The organism is Solibacillus sp. FSL K6-1554, assembly GCF_038005185.1.
Lineage (GTDB): Bacteria > Bacillota > Bacilli > Bacillales_A > Planococcaceae > Solibacillus > Solibacillus silvestris.
The window spans coordinates 1,406,188-1,423,982 of the sequence record NZ_JBBOSS010000001.1 but is presented as its reverse complement, the minus strand read 5'-3'; the positions used below and the strand labels follow the sequence as shown (position 1 = coordinate 1,423,982).

The window sequence follows — 17,795 nt, the reverse complement described above, 5'->3', positions numbered from 1 at the left end:
TAGCAAAGATAGGTGATTGTATGTTTCAACCATTGCAACGAGGAGATAAAATCGGTATTTTTTCATCTTCTGTCCCGGCAACCTCTACCGCAAAATTACGCTACGATCGCGGTAAAGAATTTTTACAGGCAAAAGGATTTATTATTATAGAGGGAAATCTAACAGGTAAACAAGATGGTTATCGGTCAGGTACGCCAAAAGAACGAGCTGAAGAATTCAATCAACTACTAAAAGATCCTTCGATTAAAATGATCATGTCCTCAATCGGTGGGACAAATTCAAATAGCCTGCTCCCCTATATCGATTACGAAGCGTTTAAAAATAATCCGAAAATTGTGATCGGATACTCTGATACTACTGCAATTCTATTGGCCCTTTTCGCAAAAACAAATATACCTACATATTATGGCCCTGCACTCATCCCGTCATTTGGCGAATTTGAGCCGCTTGTCCATGAAACTTACAATTATTTCAAACACTATTTTTGTCAACCAAGCGTTCCGTATACGATTCCAATGTCACCTGTCTGGTCAGATGAAATGATAAACTGGCTAACTTATGAGAAGCCAAAAACACTCTATTCAAATAAATGGATTAGCTTTCATGAAGGTGTTGTCGAAGGACGACTAATTGGCGGCAATAATAATACAATGTATGGCTTCATCGGGACACCTTATTTTCCTGTTATTAAAAACGGCGATATTTTATTGATTGAGGATTCTTTAAAGAGTGCGTCAACTGTAGAAAAGAATTTGGCCATGTTGAAACTGCACGGGATCTTTGACAAAGTTGGAGGTATAATCCTTGGGAAACATGAGCTCTTTGATGATGAAGGAACCGGTAAACAGCCGCTTGATCTTTTATTGGAACAGTTGGATGGAAAAATAATTCCTATACTTGCCGATGTCGACTGTGCCCATACCCATCCGATGTTTCCTATAGCAATCGGCAAAAAAATATGTCTCGATACAATCACTCAAACGATTACCTGTATTGAACATTGGCTTTAGTAAATAAACGCAACCTATTTTGTCTATGAAACGTTTATTGTAAAAATAACCAATGGAAGTGGGAGGATTTCTATGAGCTATATAATGGATCTACGCAAAAAAATTGGCACTACACCTATTATTATGGTGGGAGCCTGCGTGATTATTTTAAATGAACAAAGGCAATTACTAATGCAGCTTCGTAAGGATAATGGATGCTGGGGACTTGCAGGTGGATCAATGGAATTAGGTGAAACATTGGAAGAAGTCGCTATACGAGAAATGTACGAGGAAACTGGACTTACAGCACATAGTCTACAACAGTTTGGTATATTCTCCGGCAAAGAATTATACTATCAATATCCACATGGAGATGAAGTATATATAGTTGCAACAACATATATTTGTGATGATTATTCCGGTACATTACGTTTTGATTCAGATGAAGCAATAGATTTAAAATTTTTCCCCTTCAGTGCTCTGCCTGAAAAAATCAGCCCTCCCGATCAAATAGTAATCCAAAAATATTTGGAAACTATTAATTGACCTAAATGTTTTAGCTTCCACATAAAAATCGCATTGTCTATGTGACAATGCGATGAATAATTTTTAATATTTACTTTCTAATTCGCTACATTTTTTAATACATAGTTTCCAATTGCTACATAAACGATTACTGTTGCCCCAATAAAAGTATACAACATTTTAAACACCGCCCTATTCACTGATAATAATTATCATTTTCATTATATATGCTCTGAAATTGTCTGTCAATACAGTCTCTTTTAAATTTGTTCTATACATATACCGAAGCCACATGTTAATATGAATTAAAAGTCTAGGAAGGAGAAATAAATATTGAGTAATTCGACGCATATTCAAACCATTTTAAACGGGACAATAAATTCACTAAAAACTATATTACCTATGATTATAGATGTAAAATCTCCTTCCATCATAAATGAACCTTATGAACAACTTGAGATGGGTGTGCTAATAGGATTAGTTGGTGATATTAAAGGGCGCATTATCATTGATGGTACACCGGAAAAATTTAGTTCACTCGGCTCTGCAATGTTCGGAATGCCTTTGGAAGGTGCTATGCTGGAATCTTTTACAGGGGAACTCGGCAATATGATTGCCGGTAATTTATGTACATACACGGTCCAACATGATTTGGAGCTTGATATTACGCCACCTACCGTGATGGTTGGACATACGAAATTATATGGCTTTAAGCAAGCATTTAAAATACCCGCAACAATAGAAGGTATTGGAGATTTTGTTATTCTCTATACAATCGATACTGAAGAAGACGAGTAATTAATATTACCTTTTGTTGACTATTTCAATGAAAGGTTTTTTATTTGAAGAAATTTACGTATATTAGAACATCTCTATACTTTATCAGAACCATTCACTAGTTTATTTGAACTTGTCGAACCCATTTTTAGAAAATATGGTCTTCTGTCAATATTTCGGACACGCGTTAAGAGACTTTTTTGCTACCGCCCTTCGGTTGCTCTGTTTTTCATCCCTCCATGCCCAGACCTGAGCATGGAGGGATGAAAACCCTGTAAGAGAACTTTATGAGGCATTTTGACAAACTGACTCCTGTTGATTTCTCTCAAATTGGTTTGGTGATAAATAACCGATTGTTGAATGACGTCGTCGTTCATTGTAAAAGTTTACGATATATGACTCCACGCTCTTTCGTGCTTCTTTTTTGGATTCGAAACGGTGACGATAGATCCATTCTTTTTTGATTGTGGCGTGGAAGGATTCAATACACGCATTGTCATAGGGATCTCCTTTACGACTCATGCTAATTTTAATCCCATGTTCTTTTAAAGTTCTTGTATAGCTTGTGGCACAATATTGTGCGCCTCGATCTGAATGATGAACTAATCCCTTCTCGGGTTTTCGAACTGCTAATGCATGCTTCAAGGCTTGATCTACTAATGTTTCTTCCATATGATCTGCGATGGCCCAGCCGACGATTTTACGAGAATATAAATCCATGATGGACGCAAGATACACCCACCCCTCCAGTGTTCGAATATAAGTTATATCTGCGACCCATACTTTATTTTTCTCTTTTACTTGAAATTGACGTTTGACTAGATTCGGATAAATAAATTGATGGTGATTGGAATCCGTTGTTCGTTGAACAGTTTTCGGGATTACGGCACTTAACCCAAGGTTTCGCATCATATTCGCAATTTTCTTTTGCGAACAGACATAACCTAAACTCGCTAAGTCTTGCGCAATGCGAGGGCTACCGTATGTACCAAAACTCCTCGCATACGATCGATGAATCTGATAGGCAATTTCTGTATCACGTACTTCTTTTTCCGATAAGGGCTGTATCTGTTTTTTACGCCAATCATAATAACCGCTTTTTGAAACCATCAATACTTTACACATCATCGCAATGCCAAAGTCGTTTTTATGCTTTTCAATGAATGCATAAATCACTCGGGGTTTTTCGCGAAGATGTGCATAGCCTTTTTTAGAATTTCATTCTCTTCTTCCAAATCACGTAACTTCTTATCAAACGCTGCCTGCAACTTATCTACTTCGCTAGAAGTAAAGTATCGTGTGACATCCTGATTTTTCGATTCACGATAATCTTTAATCCATTTATGGATCGTTGAAGACCCAATTTCAAACTTAAATGCCAGATCTGAAACTTTTGCGCCATCTTCTAAAACAGACTTTAAAATGTATTCTTTTGTTTGTGCGTCTAATCGCTTACGAGTTTGTTTTTCTTTCATCGGTTCCACGTCCTTTTTTAGATATCTTAATCTTAAAGTGTCTCTTAAGACGTGTCCATTTTTTATACTAACCTCAAATATGATCTGCTTTTTAGAAAATCAGCATTATATTAGACGACTTTCCATTATATTAGAACACCCATTACGTTTATTAGAAAAACGGCTACCCAAGAAATTAACAAACAAAAAACCCGTTCTAATAAACGAACGGGTTAAGTAATACTATTGTGGCTCTACTGCCAAAATGTCTACAAAGTTTGGTTTCACTTTTACTTCTTCATTATTTAATAAAATATGAATGTCACCATGGTCATTCGATGTACGAATTAAACGGCCCATTCCTTGTTGAAGTCGAAGCTGCATGAATGGTAACTCCACTTCTTCAAAAGGATTTTGTGCAAATGAACGTTTTGCATCAAACAATGGATCATGCGGCGGGAATGGCAAGTCGAAAATAATAACACGCGTTAACGCTTCTTCCGGTAAATCCAAGCCTTCCCATAAATGATAGGAACATAATGTTTTCACTTCACCGTTTTGGAACTCACGGACGATTGCGGAAAGCTCACGGTCGCCTTCAAATGCGATATTCAATCGCTCCATTAAGCCTACATTTGATTTAAAGTGATTCATTGCCTGTTTTGATTTAAATAAAATTAACGTTTGTTTATCATCTTTTAAAAGCTGCTCTACTTTTGCAGTTTTTTCAGATTGAGAAAGTTCATGTAAATAAATCTTCATTACTTCTTCGTAATCAAACGGTGATGGGACACTGAAGCTTTGGTATTGTTCGATGCCTAAGTTTGATGCGATATAGCTGAAATCCTTATTCACCGAAAGTGTAGCCGATGAGAACACGATTGGCATTTTTTTCGAGAATAATGTTTCGGAAAGGACATCGGTAATTAGGCGCGGCATAATGACGAGCGTCTCTTCGCCATCCGTGTCCTCCAGCCAATCAACAGCATCACCTTGTGCAACAAATATACGAATTGCCGCAACATAATGCTCTAAAAATTCTTCTGCCATATTCAGCTCATATTCAGGAATCATATAGAGTTCCGATTCAAAAACGAATTCTTCCAGCAATTGGTCGACATTTGCAATAACCTGTTCGCCCAACTGGATCAATCGCTCTGATTTCACAATTCGTTTACGTTCTTCTTCTGACTTAATGACATCTTCACGCAACTGGTCAAAAAACAGTTCATGGTGATCTTGTAAATGTTCCATCGCATATAAAGTACGCTCATGGACACCATCTACCATTAATCGTTCCAATAACTCGACAATCGTATAAGCCTGAACTTTATACGTTAATGCCTTTTGAGCTGCATATTCAAGTAAATGTCCTTCATCAAGCACCATCATTGAAACTTCCGGTAATAACGGCAATTGTCCTTCACGCTCACGTGATTCCTTAGTCGCCAAATGTTCCATTAAGAAATCCTGCGAGCAAATAATAAGGTCCGTCGATTTACGGTAATGGGCACGATGCAATGTTTGACCGCATCGATTACGTAAATCACAAACCGCACATTGCATAATTGAATTGTAGTTTACTTTCTCCCAGTCTTCATCTGTCACTAACGGATAATCCGAGCGCTCCCCGTATGGCTGCACCGCAATCATACTGCCTTGTGCATACACACCATCCGGAATTGAAAACGCAATATCATCAATCCAATCTTCCGTTTCCGTTTTTTCCGCTTCTTCAAAACGCTTTAAACATAAATATTGGTCACGTGATTTTGCAAGACGGACATCGATATCAAGTCCTAATACATCACGAAGTTTATGAATATCGCCGCCCTCTTTTACGAGCTGGTCGATTAAAGTTTCATCAGCACAGGCAATTAATGCCGGTTTTCCTGTATAACGCGCATATGATACGGCCGGTAATAAGTAGGCAATTGTTTTTCCTGTTCCTACACCCGCTTCCGCAAATAATACATTCTTTTCTTTTAAAGCTTGCTCTATTTGGTAGGCCATGAATATTTGTTCGTCACGGCATTCAAATCCTCGTTCTGGTAGCTCATCATATAATACGTCACCGAGCCAATCACCTAACGAATCAAAGAAAGTTTTTTCTCTTGAAAGTTCAAAAGGTAAAGATTTTCTCAAATGGATGTTCCCCCTCAATATGAGGCGGAAGAAATCTACAATTTCTCCCGCAAATACTAACATTTTACAATTTATATTAAAAATTCTGTACTCATCATTATACAACGATTTACATAAAAAAGACTAATAATATGCAACAAAAAGAGCGTTCTCCGAAATGTCTTTTCGGACACGCTCTTCGTTATTAATTTTCGCGCTTAGATTTTTGACCCCAATACTGGTATAAATCTGTGCGGATGAATCCGTTGAATAATTTACGCTTTTTCGTCGCTTTTTTACCGTAATGTACTTCGAAGTCTTCCATTGATGACAGCATATACACTGACCACGTAGGGTAATTTTGCATAACTTGTCCAAACTGGCGCAGCATTTTCTCGATTTCTTCCACTTCACCGATACGCTCACCATATGGTGGGTTTGTAACAATAACCCCGTCTGTCAGCTTCGTTGTGAAATCTGTCGCCTGCATTTGCTTGAATGTCAATAAATCGCCAAAGCCTGCTTCAAGTGCATTTTCTTGCGCTATGGCCACCATTTTATGATCGATATCTGTACCGATTATCGTTAATTCCTGATCATAATTCGCTAAAGAATCCGCTTCATCACGCGCTTTATCCCAAATATCTTGCTTCATCCATGGCCATGATTCCGAAATAAATTCACGATTATAACCCGGTGCAATATTTTGGCCAATCATAGCCGCTTCCAATGCAATCGTTCCTGAACCACAGAAAGGATCTACGAACGGACGGCTTGGTGACCATTTTGAAATTTTTACCAAAGCTGCTGCAAGTGTTTCTTTTAATGGTGCTTCACCTTGAGTCGTGCGGTATCCGCGCTTATGCAACCCGACCCCGGATGTATCGATCGTTAATGTTGCCATATCTTTTAAAATCGAAATTTCGATTTTAAATGTCGGGCCGGACTCATCTAAAAATCCTAAACGTTTATATGCAAGTTTCATTCGTTCAACAATTGCTTTTTTCGTGATTGCCTGACAATCCGGTACACTGAACAATGTCGATTTTACCGATTTTCCTGATACCGGGAAATTTGCATCCACCGGTAAGTATTTTTCCCATTGAACCGCTTTTACGCCTTCAAATAACTGGTCAAAAGTTTTAGCAGGGAATTGGGCAACGACGATTTTCACACGGTCTGCTACACGTAGCCATAGATTCGTGCGTGCAATCGCCATCTCATCCCCTTCAAAGTATACTTTCCCGTTATCGACACGTGTTTCATATCCTAGTTCACGTACTTCTTCTGCTACGATTGCCTCTAGGCCCATCGCTGCTGTTGCAACTAAATTAAATTTTGTCATGCGTTTAAATCCTTCCTTGATACTCAACTTCCCAAAAATGGATAAAGTCAATTAATTCTTCCATAGGCAAAGGTTTACTGTAGTAATACCCTTGAATATAATCACAGCCCATCGATTTAAGCAGTTCGACTTGCTGACTTGTTTCCACACCTTCTGCCACTACTTTCATTTTCAGGCGATGCGCCATTTGAATAATCGCATCGACAATTGCCTGCTTATCATCAAGCGAGCAAATATGCTGAATGAAGCTGCGGTCAATTTTCAGCACATCGAGCGGGAACCGTACCAAGTAACTTAACGAAGAATACCCCGTCCCGAAGTCGTCGATTGAAAGCTTAAAACCTAACTGCCTTAACTTTACTAATTTACTCACGGTCTCCTGCGCACTGTTCATCACTGTCCGCTCTGTCACTTCGATTTCAAAACTTTGGGCCGAAGTATTATTACGCTCTAAAATTGTCTGAACCGAATCCAAAAAGCTTTGTTGCTGAAAGTGGATGCTGGAAACATTTACTGCGATCGGAACATTCGGATAACCAGCAGAAACAAGCTGATGATAGCCTTCACATGCAAGCTCAAAAATAAGCTCGCTCAATGGAATAATTAAACCCGACTCTTCGGCATGTTCGATAAATTCAGCAGGTGATACAAAGCCAAGTTTCTCACTGTTCCAACGTACCAATGCTTCAATCCCGACAATTTCGTTTTTTTCTGTACTAATTTTCGGTTGGTAGGCAAGCGTAAATTCTCTGTTTTCAATCGCTTTACGTAACTCACTATCAAGTGTCAGCACTCGATTCGAATCCGTTTCCAACTCGTCAAAGTAAAACGAATAGCAATTACGCCCATTATCTTTTGAAAATGACATAGCACGATCTGCACGATTCAACAGCTGTTCTGTTGTCGTACCGTCTGCCGGATAAATACTGATTCCCATACTTGTCGATATATAGACATCCTGATCATGAACTTTAATCGGCGCTTCAAAAACTCTGAGTACCTGTTCCGCAAATTTTGCAGCTTCCCGTGGATGCTGGATATTTGCTAATGTAATGACAAATTCATCTCCGCCAAAGCGCGCTAAAATATCCTTGTTTTTCACTAAAGCCTTTACACGTTTGGATACCTCTATCAATAACTGATCACCAATGGCATGTCCGAGCATGTCATTTACTTGCTTAAAACGGTCTAAATCTATAAAAAGAACGGCATGCTGTATCGGCGTCATCTGGTTTTCTGTCACTTCCAGCAATGCTTTCATACGTTCAATATAGGCAAAACGGTTGCAGACTTCAGTTAATGAATCATGAAGAGATCTTTTTTCAAGTTCGTCTTCCACGATTTTACGTTCCGACAAATCAGTAAAAATGCCGCAGTAATTTGTGATTTTCCCTGCCTCATCTTTAATCGCTAGTATTGTCAGCCACTCCGGGTATAATTCACCCGTTTTGCGTCTATTCCAAATTTCGCCTTGCCATATACCTGTCTTGCCAATTTGTTTCCACATATCAATATAAAAAGCTCTGTCATGCACACCAGACTGCAAAATAGATGGTTTTTCCCCTTGTACCTCTTCTAATTTAAAGCCTGTTACAAATTCAAAAGCAACATTAATCGATAAAATTCTTCTATACCGATCGGTAATCATTATACCTTCCGCAATATTTTCAAAAACTCTTTCGATTAATTCTTTTGGGAACTGAGACAGTGCCAGTTCTTGCATGATGGATCTATTAGACTTCAATTCGCTCAAGAAATATCACCCTTAAATAAAAAACAATTTTATATATATTCACTCCGGCAGAAATAAGTGTTGTTTTAAAGATTTTAATCCGTAATCGCCCGTCATGAGCCTTCATTTTTAATATTATAATAATTTTTTCTACTAAGAAAGGCTCTCCACAAAAGAATGGAGAGCCCTTTTATATGTTCAGAAAAAAGCATCAATAATCAATAAGCCATGTTTTGTTCCTAAGTACTCAAACAGCTTGCGCCTCGTACGACTAGGTAGTAATCATCTATCTACGGCCATGCTGACCGTCCCTCCATCCGTTCAATTCCTTCAGGAGAGTGCCCCTACCATAATTTGGGTTTCTCACTCATGGGGTTTACCTCGTTCCACCTTATAGCTTTCACTATAAGCTCCGTCACTGTGGCACTTTCAGGAAGTTTTGTCCATATCTAAAAGACTTAGGAGTTCCTTCCGCCGTCAAGAGAAATTCTCTTGCCTTACCTTATTTTTTCAGTAAGCACGAACACTACGGGCATCGCAGCACCGTGTGAGCATGGACTTTCCTCTACGATATAGAAATCGCAGCGATTACTCGAATATTGATGTATGAATAAAGTATACTGCAATAATAGAAAAAAAACAATATTCCCATGAATAGTTTAACTATTCGTAAAGCTTACTCCCAAAAACATGCTTCTCCAAGTTTGAAAGTCGCTTTAAAATATCGAAGTTTGTACTATTTGCTGTTGGAGCAGGAGCTACCGCCGATTTGCGGCTTGAGTTTGCCAGCTCTTGCTTTAAGCGCTCGTTCTCCTCTTCTAAAGAAGCAATTTTTGCAGTAAATGTGTCATAATCTTCGCGAATTACATCCAAAAATTGATCCACTTCGTCAATGTTATAACCTTTCATACTCTTTTTGAATTCTTTTTCCAATATATGGTCAGCTGTTAATTTAATATCCATTATTCCTCGTCCTTCCATCACGCTACTTCTTTGATTTATTATAGCATAGGTCTGACAAATGGGACGACTACATATGTTCTAGTTGTCGAAAAATTTTTCATTATTTGTCGAAAAAATTTTTATTTCTTTTATTGGCCAAACGACTAAGCCTTTTCTGCCAATTCTTTTGCTGATTTTGAAGATGGGTTTCTTTTTGAAACGGGATATCAGGAAGTAGATTATTCCCTATTTTTGTATAATTGTATGCCTGTTCGTAGTCCTTTACTTTATGTTCATATAGAATGGCTAGCTGTTCGTATGCCAGCAGCTGTTTTCTGACCGGGATTGCCGGAAGAGCTGTTTGAAACGATTGGATTGCCAGATCTGTTTCTCCAATGCGCTTCAGTTCATACGCTAAATAAAAATGCGCATAACCGGTATCTTTTGTTTCGAAATGTGCCGTCACTGCCTGAAGTATTTCCGTACTAGTTTGCCGCTTTTTTAAATCGCCAAACCATTTTCCGATATTCGTATACGTTGTCGCCGATTCTGTTGATATATCATCGAACAATAAATTCGTTGAATGAATATACAAAGTGATCAGCGACAGTAAATCCCATTCATTATGCAACAATACTTTCATTAACGTTTCCGCATTCCCGCTTTTTACCGCATCAAAATAAATTATCGGTGCTAAATGACCTGGTATATCTCCTTTTCGGTAAAAGCCGAGCTTGTCCTGTTCCACTTGGGTAAGCTTCATACGCGATAAATCATCTTTCCAAAGACGTTTCGTACTATGCAGCAAATCAATTTGCCGCTGTGATTTCAAAGGCGGTAAAAATTGCTGATTCAACGTCCAGCGCACTTGAAGCTGCGGCCAGTCGAAGCTTTTTCCGTTATAGGAAACAATCGTAACATTTCGTTGCCATAGCTTTGATTCAAAAAGAAGTGCCGCTTCATTCGAAGGATCCGCCAATACATACTGTGTTAGCGTAAAACCTTCATCATCCGCCTCCAAAAAACCGAGCAGAAATATGTGGGTACCCGCACCTTTTAAACCGGTTGTTTCTGTATCAAAAAACACTATCGTTTCATTACCGCTTATGGCGAACGGATGATCTTCGGCTTCGAACTTCCAGCGTTTTAAGGAATGAAAAAATTCCCCAAGCTTGTAATCACCGTGCTGATAATCGAAAGGATAATGCACTTCCCGTTTAAAAAGCATACCAAATTCATTTTCTACCCGTTCAAGCCCTGCCTGTTGCCATTGCTCGCTATATAAAGGCGGTTCAGGTTTTATGAATTTTGGCTTTTCTTTTTTTTGCTCCGTTTTTTTACCAAGCAGTTTTTTCATTTGCAATAGTTTATTTTCATACGACATGTTCTCACATCATTTCGTTTATTAAAATATTTAGCACTTTCATTACTTGTTTTTTGTTTTCACCTAAACTATCCTGCGCACCAATGCATGAAGGACAACCTTGCTGACACGGACAGTTCTCCACATGCTGTGCTGTTCTTTCAAGCAGCGACAGCAATACATCGTATACACGTTCACTCAAGCCGATTCCACCGGGATAACTGTCATAAATAAACAATGTTGGCTTTTCATTATGAATCGCTTTTACCTGCGGGACAACCGACACATCCGACCGGTCACAATGGATAAATAGAGGGATAAAGCTCCCCATTGCATAGGCAGCCCCTGTCAGTGCATCGGTCAGCTGCTCTTCTGTCCAATTAGCCGGTAAGTCAAAGCTCATCCATGTCGCATTTGTATGCATTTCCATCGGAGGAATCGAAATCGGACCGGATCCGATATTATCATGTGTATTAAAACGGATTTTCTTAAATATAGTAGGAATGGCCAGAATACTTACATCTCCGTAACTTACTGTCGAGTTTTTAAATGGTGCCGATTTATCTTCACTCAGCACTTTCAGCTCGACAGCCAAATTCGCATCTGTAAAATAGTCGACATCCACTTCACGAACGAATGCCTTTTTCTCTTCCCAATCCAGCTTTTCAACTTGGAACTGAATCCCCTGGTGTAAATAGATGGCTTCTTCATGTAAAAGAGTCATCGCACTGTACGTATCCATTTCCCCGATTACTTTCGTATTGGCAGGTGTTGAGATATCGATAATGACGACATTTTCCTGTGCCGCAGATCGCAGCGAAATTTCATGAGCCGGGAAACGGTCGCTCATCCAATGCCATTTCGTACTCGTACGCACAAGCACGCCTTCTTCTTCTAAATAGGCTAATAGTTCCTGAACTTCATATTCTCCGTACGTATCTTCCATCGAGAATGGCAGTTCAAACGCAGCACATTTTAAATGCTCCATTAAAATCAACAGGTTTTCCGGGTTAATACGTGCTTCTTCTGGTGAACTTCCTAATAGATAGCTAGGATTTTGGACAACATATTGGTCCAATGCCGTCGATTGCGCAACATACACAATGAGCGCCTCATCTTGACGTCTTCCTGCCCTACCCGCTTGCTGCCAGGCACTCGCAATATTCCCGGGGTAACCGGTCATAATACATGCCTGTAATTGGCCGATATCGACACCCAATTCAAGTGCATTCGTACTGACCACCATTTGAATCGACCCAGTCCGCAAGCCTTTCTCGATTTCTCGCCGTTCACTCGGTAAATAACCGCCACGATAGCCTTGAATGGATTCATCCATAATTTTCTTTGCTGTTAATGTTTTTAAATACGTAACGAGCATTTCCACACGAACTCTTGACTTTGCAAAAATAATCGTTTGAATACCCGCTTCAAACAAGCGCTTTGAAATATCGCGTACTTCGAGCACGGCACTGCGTCTAACGCCAAATGTCGGATGGACGATCGGCGGGTTGTAAAAAACAAATGTTTTCTTTCCTACAGGTGCACCTGACTGCTCGATTAGCTCATGCTTACTATTTGTCAGGCTTTCTGCTAATTCTTTAGGGTTTTTGATCGTGGCACTCGTACAAATAAAAATCGGATTGCTTCCATAAAATTCGCAAATACGCTGAAGTCTTCTTATAACATGCGCGACATGTGAACCGAACACGCCTTTATACGTATGCAGCTCATCAATGACGATATACTTTAAGTTTTCAAAAAGGGATACCCATTTCGTATGGTGCGGTAAAATGCCTGAATGCAGCATATCCGGATTTGTCATGACGATATGACCGGCTTTTCGAATTTTTTGGCGAATGCCTGGTGCTGTATCTCCATCATATGTGTAACTTAATATATCCTCATCCATCAGTTCAATCAGTTCATTAAGATCTGATTTCTGATCCTGTGCAAGCGCCTTAGTAGGAAACAAATAAATGGCGCGACTTGAGCGATCTTCTAAAATTTGCTGTAAAACCGGCAAATGGTAGCAATACGATTTCCCCGAAGCAGTCGGTGTAATCGCAGTAAAATGCTTTTGCTGTTGTGCGTAGTCGAATGCTTGACGCTGATGGATATAAAGCTGCTCAATGCCGCGCCCATGCAATGCTTTAATAATCGATGGGTGTAGATTGGGCGGAAAGTCTGCATACTGGGCCTGTTTTTCATCGATCGTATGCATGGCGACAATATTTTGCTTCATTTCCCCGTCATATTGCCACTCGTCGACAAGCTGCGAAATGGTTCTTTTCTTACTAAGCACCGTCTTCACCTTCCTCAATCTTCGTTGCGAGTAGCTTCAATGTATATTGGGCAGATTGGATCGATTGAATAAACCGTTTTTTGCTCGTTCCTTTAAAGAAAGACTGTACAACAAATTGTTCCATCGCATCGGCTGCGTGGTCAATTTGTTGTACATATAAATTTTTTGGGTACGTACTTTTTATCCAATTTGTCGACTGCTGCTGCCATTCGTGAATACGTGTATGGACTTCATCAACATGTGGCTTGACCTCTTGAAAGAAGTCCGGCTCCTTGTCTAAACGTCGCATTTCCTGAAAACGATGTAAACACGCATCACATTCTTCTATTAATTGGTATGTTTTATCTATTAATTGCATAAAGTGCACCTCGAATGATTTCATCTGTTTTAGCCTTGCAGCGGAAATTACTGTCGTTCGCTGCTAAGACAATATTTTAATAGTCTTTGCCCATTCAGGCTAAAGTATATTTGTTCTTAAGTGTATCAAATTCTCATCGTTTGTACTACTTATATGCGAACAGGCATTCTTTACTTGACTCTTTGTTTCTGCTAAGCTAACTTTTTGATAAACTGAGAGTAGATTGGTTAAATGCTCCACTTTCATTCTTAATTGCTCGCGTTCCATTTGCAAAGATAATAATGTTTGTGCCATTTCAACTTGTTCGATTAAGCGTGATAATTTCGACATATAATGCCCCCTTTTCACAATGATTCTTTCTTTTTTTACGGAATCCTTGTCATGTGGCAAAAATAGTGTCCATTCGCTAAAAGAAGTTATATTTTGCATAGCTTTTACAAAATTATTAACGGGTACATTGTTTGTGATACACTATTAAAGTATTATTTCTTCCAGGAAAGAAGGTGATTCCATGGTGATTCGTTATCCAAACGGTAAACTCTATGAAAGTGCGCCAAAGATTGAGACAAAAAAGGAATCCGCCAATTCTCAATCGGCTGCAAAAGAAAAAAATAAAAGAGCCGTCAATTACAGTAACCGTGGAAAAAGCTTAGAAGATGACCTAAATGAAACAAATATGTTTTATTTACATAGGAATATGGCAAATATACACAAGAAACCTGTTCCTATACAAATCGTCAAAGTAGATTATCCGGCAAGAAGTGCTGCGGTTATTAAAGAGGCTTATTTCCGCACACCTTCAACGACGGATTATAATGGCGTATGGAATGGATATTACATTGACTTTGAAGCAAAAGAAACGGATAGTAAAACATCCTTTCCATTAAAAAACATTCACCCTCACCAAATGGATCATATGCATTCCGTGACAAACCAGCGAGGAGTTGCATTTTTCATTGTACGATTCAGCACGTTAAACCGTAACTTTGTCATTTCGTATAATGTTGTGGCAAAATGGTTTTCAGCAATGGGTGAAGGTGGAAGGAAATCCATACCAATCGCCGTTTTTGAGCAGGATGCCATCGAAATTTCCGAAGGTTATGTACCAAGGCTCGATTATTTACAGGCGGTAAAAAAGTTAATCGCAAACTACAATGTTTGTGAAAGTGAGGAGAAACAACGTGACGGAAAATAGAAAAACACGCGAACAAATTAAGCGCGAACGTCAACAAAAAAATAAAAAATCCAGAAAACCGAAAACTTCTGCAGGAAAATGGATTAAGCGCATTGTTTTAGCAATCGTTTTAATTGGGGTAATTGGTTTCCTAAGTGGTGCTGCATTATTTGGCTACTATGTCAGCAAAGCACCTGAACTGGATGAAGATGCATTAAAGGATCCGATTTCGTCGGAGTTTTATGATATAAATGGAGAACTTTTTGCAACAATTGGTGCAGAAAAACGAAATTATGTAAAGTACGAAGATATTCCACAGCAAATGATTGACGCGATTATCGCAACAGAAGATGCACGATTCTTTGAACATTTCGGTGTTGACCTGTGGCGTCTTGGCGGTGCTGTACTTGCCAACTTCCGCGACGGATTTGGTGCACAAGGTGCGAGTACAATTACACAGCAAGTTGTAAAAAACTCATTCTTTACAAATGAGAAAAAGCTGGAGCGTAAAGCACAGGAGGCTTGGCTCGCAATTAAGCTGGAACGTCAATATAGTAAAGAAGAAATTTTTGAAATGTACTTTAATAAAATCCTAATGTCAGGTAGAATTCACGGTTTTGGTACAGCCGCAAAAGAATTTTACGGAAAAGAACTAAGCGAATTAACATTGGCTGAATCCGCTCAATTAGCAGGGATGCCGCAAAGTCCGAACAACTATAATCCATACAAAAAGCCGGACCGTGCAAAAAAACGTCGTAACATCGTTTTAGGCTTAATGGTTCAGCACGGCAAAATTACTGAAGCTGACGCAGAAAAAGCAAAAAAGGAACCTATTACAGGCGGTCTCATTCCTGAAGAAGAGCGTGTAGCAAATAATACTACTAAATATCCTGCATTTTTGGATGTTGTGTTAGCAGAACTTGAAAAAAATGGTGATAGCGAATTGACTTCCGAAGGGGTCAAAGTATATACAACGCTAGACCCGAAAGCACAGACGATTGTAGAAGATATGATGAACAATGACAGCAACTTCCCTACTGAAGAGATACAGGCCGGTGTTGCAGTCATCGATACACCAACAGGTGAAATTCGTGCAATTGGCGGCGGACGCAATTATACAGGTGAATTTAACTATAACTTCGCCTACGATATGACAACCCGCCAGCCTGGTTCGACTTTAAAACCTTTAATTGATTATGGTCCTGCCATTGAATATTTAAAATGGTCAACTGGTCAAACAACGGTCGATGAAAAAATTACGTATTCCGGTTCAGATCAAGTTATCGGGAACTGGGACGGCCGCTATTTAGGTACGATGACAGTACGTGAAGCACTCTATACATCACGAAATATTCCGGCAGTGAAGACTTTCCGTGAAGTTGGTCCGGAACGTGCTAAAGAGTTTTTAGGCAATTTAGGTATTGAGTCAAGCGGATTAACAGAATCCGAGGCTTTAGGTGGAGGACGCGTCAATATTTCTCCTGTCCAAATGGCCGCTTCTTATGCAGCATTCGGCAACAACGGTACTTATAATAGTCCGCATGCCATTACTAAGATTGTTTTCCGTGATGGAAAAACATCAAAATCGTTTAAACCGGAGTCCAAAAAAGCAATGAGTGATTATACCGCTTATATGGTAACGGATATTTTACGTGATGTAGTTAGTAACAAACGCAATGCCTCTGCGACACGTGCGATGGTATCAGGCGTTGATATCGCCGGTAAAACAGGTACAACAAACTATGGCTCAGATGAATTTGAAAAGTTCAATTTAAAGAGTGGCTCAGTACCGGATACATGGTTTGCCGGGTATACAACAAACTACTCAATCGCTATTTGGGGCGGTTATTCACAGCGTAAAGATGCCATTACAACATGGGAAGAGCGCTGGTTGCCACAAACATTGTTCAAATCGATCATGACGGATTTAAATCAGCATAACCCGTCATCATCATTTAAACAGCCAAGCAGCGTTGTATCGGCTTCGATTGTAATCGGATCGAATCCTTTAAAACTGGCAAATGAATATACACCTGCTACACAAAAGACAACAGAGCTTTTCGTTAAAGGAACGGAGCCAACTGAATATACAGAGGAATTTGTCCCTCAAACTTTAGATTCACCTAGTAGTTTACAAGCATCATACAATGATGCAGCACAACTGGCCGATGTTACATGGTCACATTCGTCACTGGACGGTTCCGGCGAAGAAACGGATCCCGTTACATTTGAAGTATCGATGAAAGTTGATGGCGGTCCGGCAACGGTCATTTCTACGACAAGCGCAACCGCAATTCAAGTGCCGAACATCGAACGCGGTAATGAGTATACATTTACAGTTACAGCGATTTCAGGTGATTTACGAAGTGATCCGGCAAGCGTTGCATTATTCGTGGAAGGTGACCAGGTAACAGAACCTGAAGATCCGAATGACTCCATTGAAGATCCGAACGAAGCTGAACAACCTGAACAGCCGGGTAATGGGAACAACAATGGGAATAATGGAAATGGCAACGGAAACAACGGCAACGGTAATGGAAATAATGGGAACGGGAACGGAAATAACGGCAATGGAAATGGCAACGATAATACGGTAGAGCCAGATGAATCCAATCCTGAACCACCAGCACCGAACCAGCCTAGCCCACCCGCTTCAGGCGGCGAAACAAGACCTGAAGACTCAGAAGACGATTAAAATAAAAAACATCAA

The 17,795-nt window shown here is 39.6% G+C and carries 15 protein-coding genes and 1 other RNA gene; 5 read left to right on the top strand and 11 right to left on the bottom strand.

Features of this window, described 5'->3' with window-relative positions:
- Nucleotides 1–20: 20 nt before the first annotated feature.
- The 3 genes from MHB58_RS06880 to MHB58_RS06870 all read left to right on the top strand — a co-directional run bounded on the left by MHB58_RS06880 (nucleotide 21) and on the right by MHB58_RS06870 (nucleotide 2,312).
- Nucleotides 21–1,010 carry a S66 family peptidase gene (locus MHB58_RS06880; RefSeq protein ID WP_340734885.1) on the top strand — a complete coding sequence of 330 codons (990 nt, stop codon included), beginning with the start codon at nucleotides 21–23 and terminating at the stop codon, nucleotides 1,008–1,010.
- 72 nt (nucleotides 1,011–1,082) lie between these two features.
- A complete protein-coding gene (locus MHB58_RS06875; RefSeq protein WP_340734884.1) occupies nucleotides 1,083–1,535 on the top strand; it encodes an NUDIX hydrolase in 453 nt (150 codons plus the stop codon).
- Between the two features lie 312 nt (nucleotides 1,536–1,847).
- Nucleotides 1,848–2,312, top strand: a complete 465-nt coding sequence (locus MHB58_RS06870) for a chemotaxis protein CheX (RefSeq protein ID WP_008404839.1) — start codon at nucleotides 1,848–1,850, stop codon at nucleotides 2,310–2,312.
- Between the two features lie 264 nt (nucleotides 2,313–2,576).
- Here MHB58_RS06870 and MHB58_RS06865 read toward each other — a convergent pair whose 3' ends face one another.
- The 11 genes from MHB58_RS06865 to MHB58_RS06815 all read right to left on the bottom strand — a co-directional run bounded on the left by MHB58_RS06865 (nucleotide 2,577) and on the right by MHB58_RS06815 (nucleotide 14,241).
- Nucleotides 2,577–3,467 (bottom strand): IS3 family transposase, encoded by an 891-nt coding sequence (locus MHB58_RS06865; protein WP_081483418.1) that lies wholly within the window; start codon nucleotides 3,465–3,467, stop codon nucleotides 2,577–2,579.
- Nucleotides 3,464–3,766, bottom strand: a complete 303-nt coding sequence (locus MHB58_RS06860; RefSeq protein ID WP_014822792.1) for a transposase — start codon at nucleotides 3,764–3,766, stop codon at nucleotides 3,464–3,466. Before MHB58_RS06860 ends, MHB58_RS06865 begins: the two co-directional genes overlap by 4 nt.
- Nucleotides 3,767–3,988: 222 nt before the next feature.
- Nucleotides 3,989–5,890, bottom strand: a complete 1,902-nt coding sequence (locus MHB58_RS06855) for an ATP-dependent DNA helicase (RefSeq protein ID WP_340734883.1) — start codon at nucleotides 5,888–5,890, stop codon at nucleotides 3,989–3,991.
- Nucleotides 5,891–6,074: 184 nt separating this feature from the next.
- A complete protein-coding gene (locus tag MHB58_RS06850) occupies nucleotides 6,075–7,214 on the bottom strand; it encodes a THUMP domain-containing class I SAM-dependent RNA methyltransferase (protein ID WP_008404842.1) in 1,140 nt (379 codons plus the stop codon).
- Between the two features lie 4 nt (nucleotides 7,215–7,218).
- On the bottom strand, nucleotides 7,219–8,967 hold the full coding sequence (locus MHB58_RS06845) for a putative bifunctional diguanylate cyclase/phosphodiesterase (protein WP_014824283.1): 1,749 nt from the start codon (nucleotides 8,965–8,967) through the stop codon (nucleotides 7,219–7,221).
- Between the two features lie 196 nt (nucleotides 8,968–9,163).
- An RNA gene (rnpB, locus tag MHB58_RS06840) (RNase P RNA component class B) lies at nucleotides 9,164–9,546 on the bottom strand.
- A gap of 63 nt (nucleotides 9,547–9,609) precedes the next feature.
- Nucleotides 9,610–9,909, bottom strand: coding sequence for a cell division regulator GpsB (gpsB, locus tag MHB58_RS06835; RefSeq protein ID WP_008404845.1), 300 nt, complete (start codon nucleotides 9,907–9,909; stop codon nucleotides 9,610–9,612).
- Nucleotides 9,910–10,009: 100 nt separating this feature from the next.
- Nucleotides 10,010–11,272 (bottom strand): ribonuclease H-like domain-containing protein, encoded by a 1,263-nt coding sequence (locus tag MHB58_RS06830; RefSeq protein ID WP_008404847.1) that lies wholly within the window; start codon nucleotides 11,270–11,272, stop codon nucleotides 10,010–10,012.
- Between the two features lie 4 nt (nucleotides 11,273–11,276).
- Complete coding sequence (locus MHB58_RS06825; protein ID WP_014824285.1) at nucleotides 11,277–13,553, bottom strand: DEAD/DEAH box helicase; 2,277 nt, start codon at nucleotides 13,551–13,553, stop codon at nucleotides 11,277–11,279.
- Entirely contained in the window at nucleotides 13,546–13,911 is a 366-nt protein-coding gene (locus MHB58_RS06820; protein WP_008404849.1) for a YppE family protein, read from the bottom strand. The genes MHB58_RS06825 and MHB58_RS06820 overlap by 8 nt, the downstream gene beginning before the upstream one ends.
- 99 nt (nucleotides 13,912–14,010) lie before the next feature.
- Nucleotides 14,011–14,241 (bottom strand): hypothetical protein, encoded by a 231-nt coding sequence (locus MHB58_RS06815; protein ID WP_008404851.1) that lies wholly within the window; start codon nucleotides 14,239–14,241, stop codon nucleotides 14,011–14,013.
- A 181-nt stretch (nucleotides 14,242–14,422) separates the two neighbouring features.
- Here MHB58_RS06815 and recU point away from each other — a divergent pair, with 181 nt between their 5' ends.
- Nucleotides 14,423–15,106, top strand: coding sequence for a Holliday junction resolvase RecU (gene recU / locus MHB58_RS06810; protein ID WP_014824286.1), 684 nt, complete (start codon nucleotides 14,423–14,425; stop codon nucleotides 15,104–15,106).
- Nucleotides 15,093–17,780 carry a penicillin-binding protein 1A gene (locus MHB58_RS06805; RefSeq protein ID WP_014824287.1) on the top strand — a complete coding sequence of 896 codons (2,688 nt, stop codon included), beginning with the start codon at nucleotides 15,093–15,095 and terminating at the stop codon, nucleotides 17,778–17,780. The genes recU and MHB58_RS06805 overlap by 14 nt, the downstream gene beginning before the upstream one ends.
- Nucleotides 17,781–17,795 lie beyond the last annotated feature (15 nt).

Excerpts from the sequence above, each read along its gene's own strand:
- MHB58_RS06880 (WP_340734885.1), top strand. The coding sequence starts at position 21 with ATGTTTCAACCATTGCAACGAGGAGATAAAATCGGTATTTTTTCATCT.
- MHB58_RS06875 (WP_340734884.1), top strand. The coding sequence starts at position 1,083 with ATGAGCTATATAATGGATCTACGCAAAAAAATTGGCACTACACCTATT.
- MHB58_RS06860 (WP_014822792.1), bottom strand. The coding sequence starts at position 3,766 with ATGAAAGAAAAACAAACTCGTAAGCGATTAGACGCACAAACAAAAGAA.
- MHB58_RS06850 (WP_008404842.1), bottom strand. The coding sequence starts at position 7,214 with ATGACAAAATTTAATTTAGTTGCAACAGCAGCGATGGGCCTAGAGGCA.
- gpsB (WP_008404845.1), bottom strand. The coding sequence starts at position 9,909 with ATGGATATTAAATTAACAGCTGACCATATATTGGAAAAAGAATTCAAA.
- MHB58_RS06830 (WP_008404847.1), bottom strand. The coding sequence starts at position 11,272 with ATGTCGTATGAAAATAAACTATTGCAAATGAAAAAACTGCTTGGTAAA.
- MHB58_RS06820 (WP_008404849.1), bottom strand. The coding sequence starts at position 13,911 with ATGCAATTAATAGATAAAACATACCAATTAATAGAAGAATGTGATGCG.
- MHB58_RS06815 (WP_008404851.1), bottom strand. The coding sequence starts at position 14,241 with ATGTCGAAATTATCACGCTTAATCGAACAAGTTGAAATGGCACAAACA.
- recU (WP_014824286.1), top strand. The coding sequence starts at position 14,423 with ATGGTGATTCGTTATCCAAACGGTAAACTCTATGAAAGTGCGCCAAAG.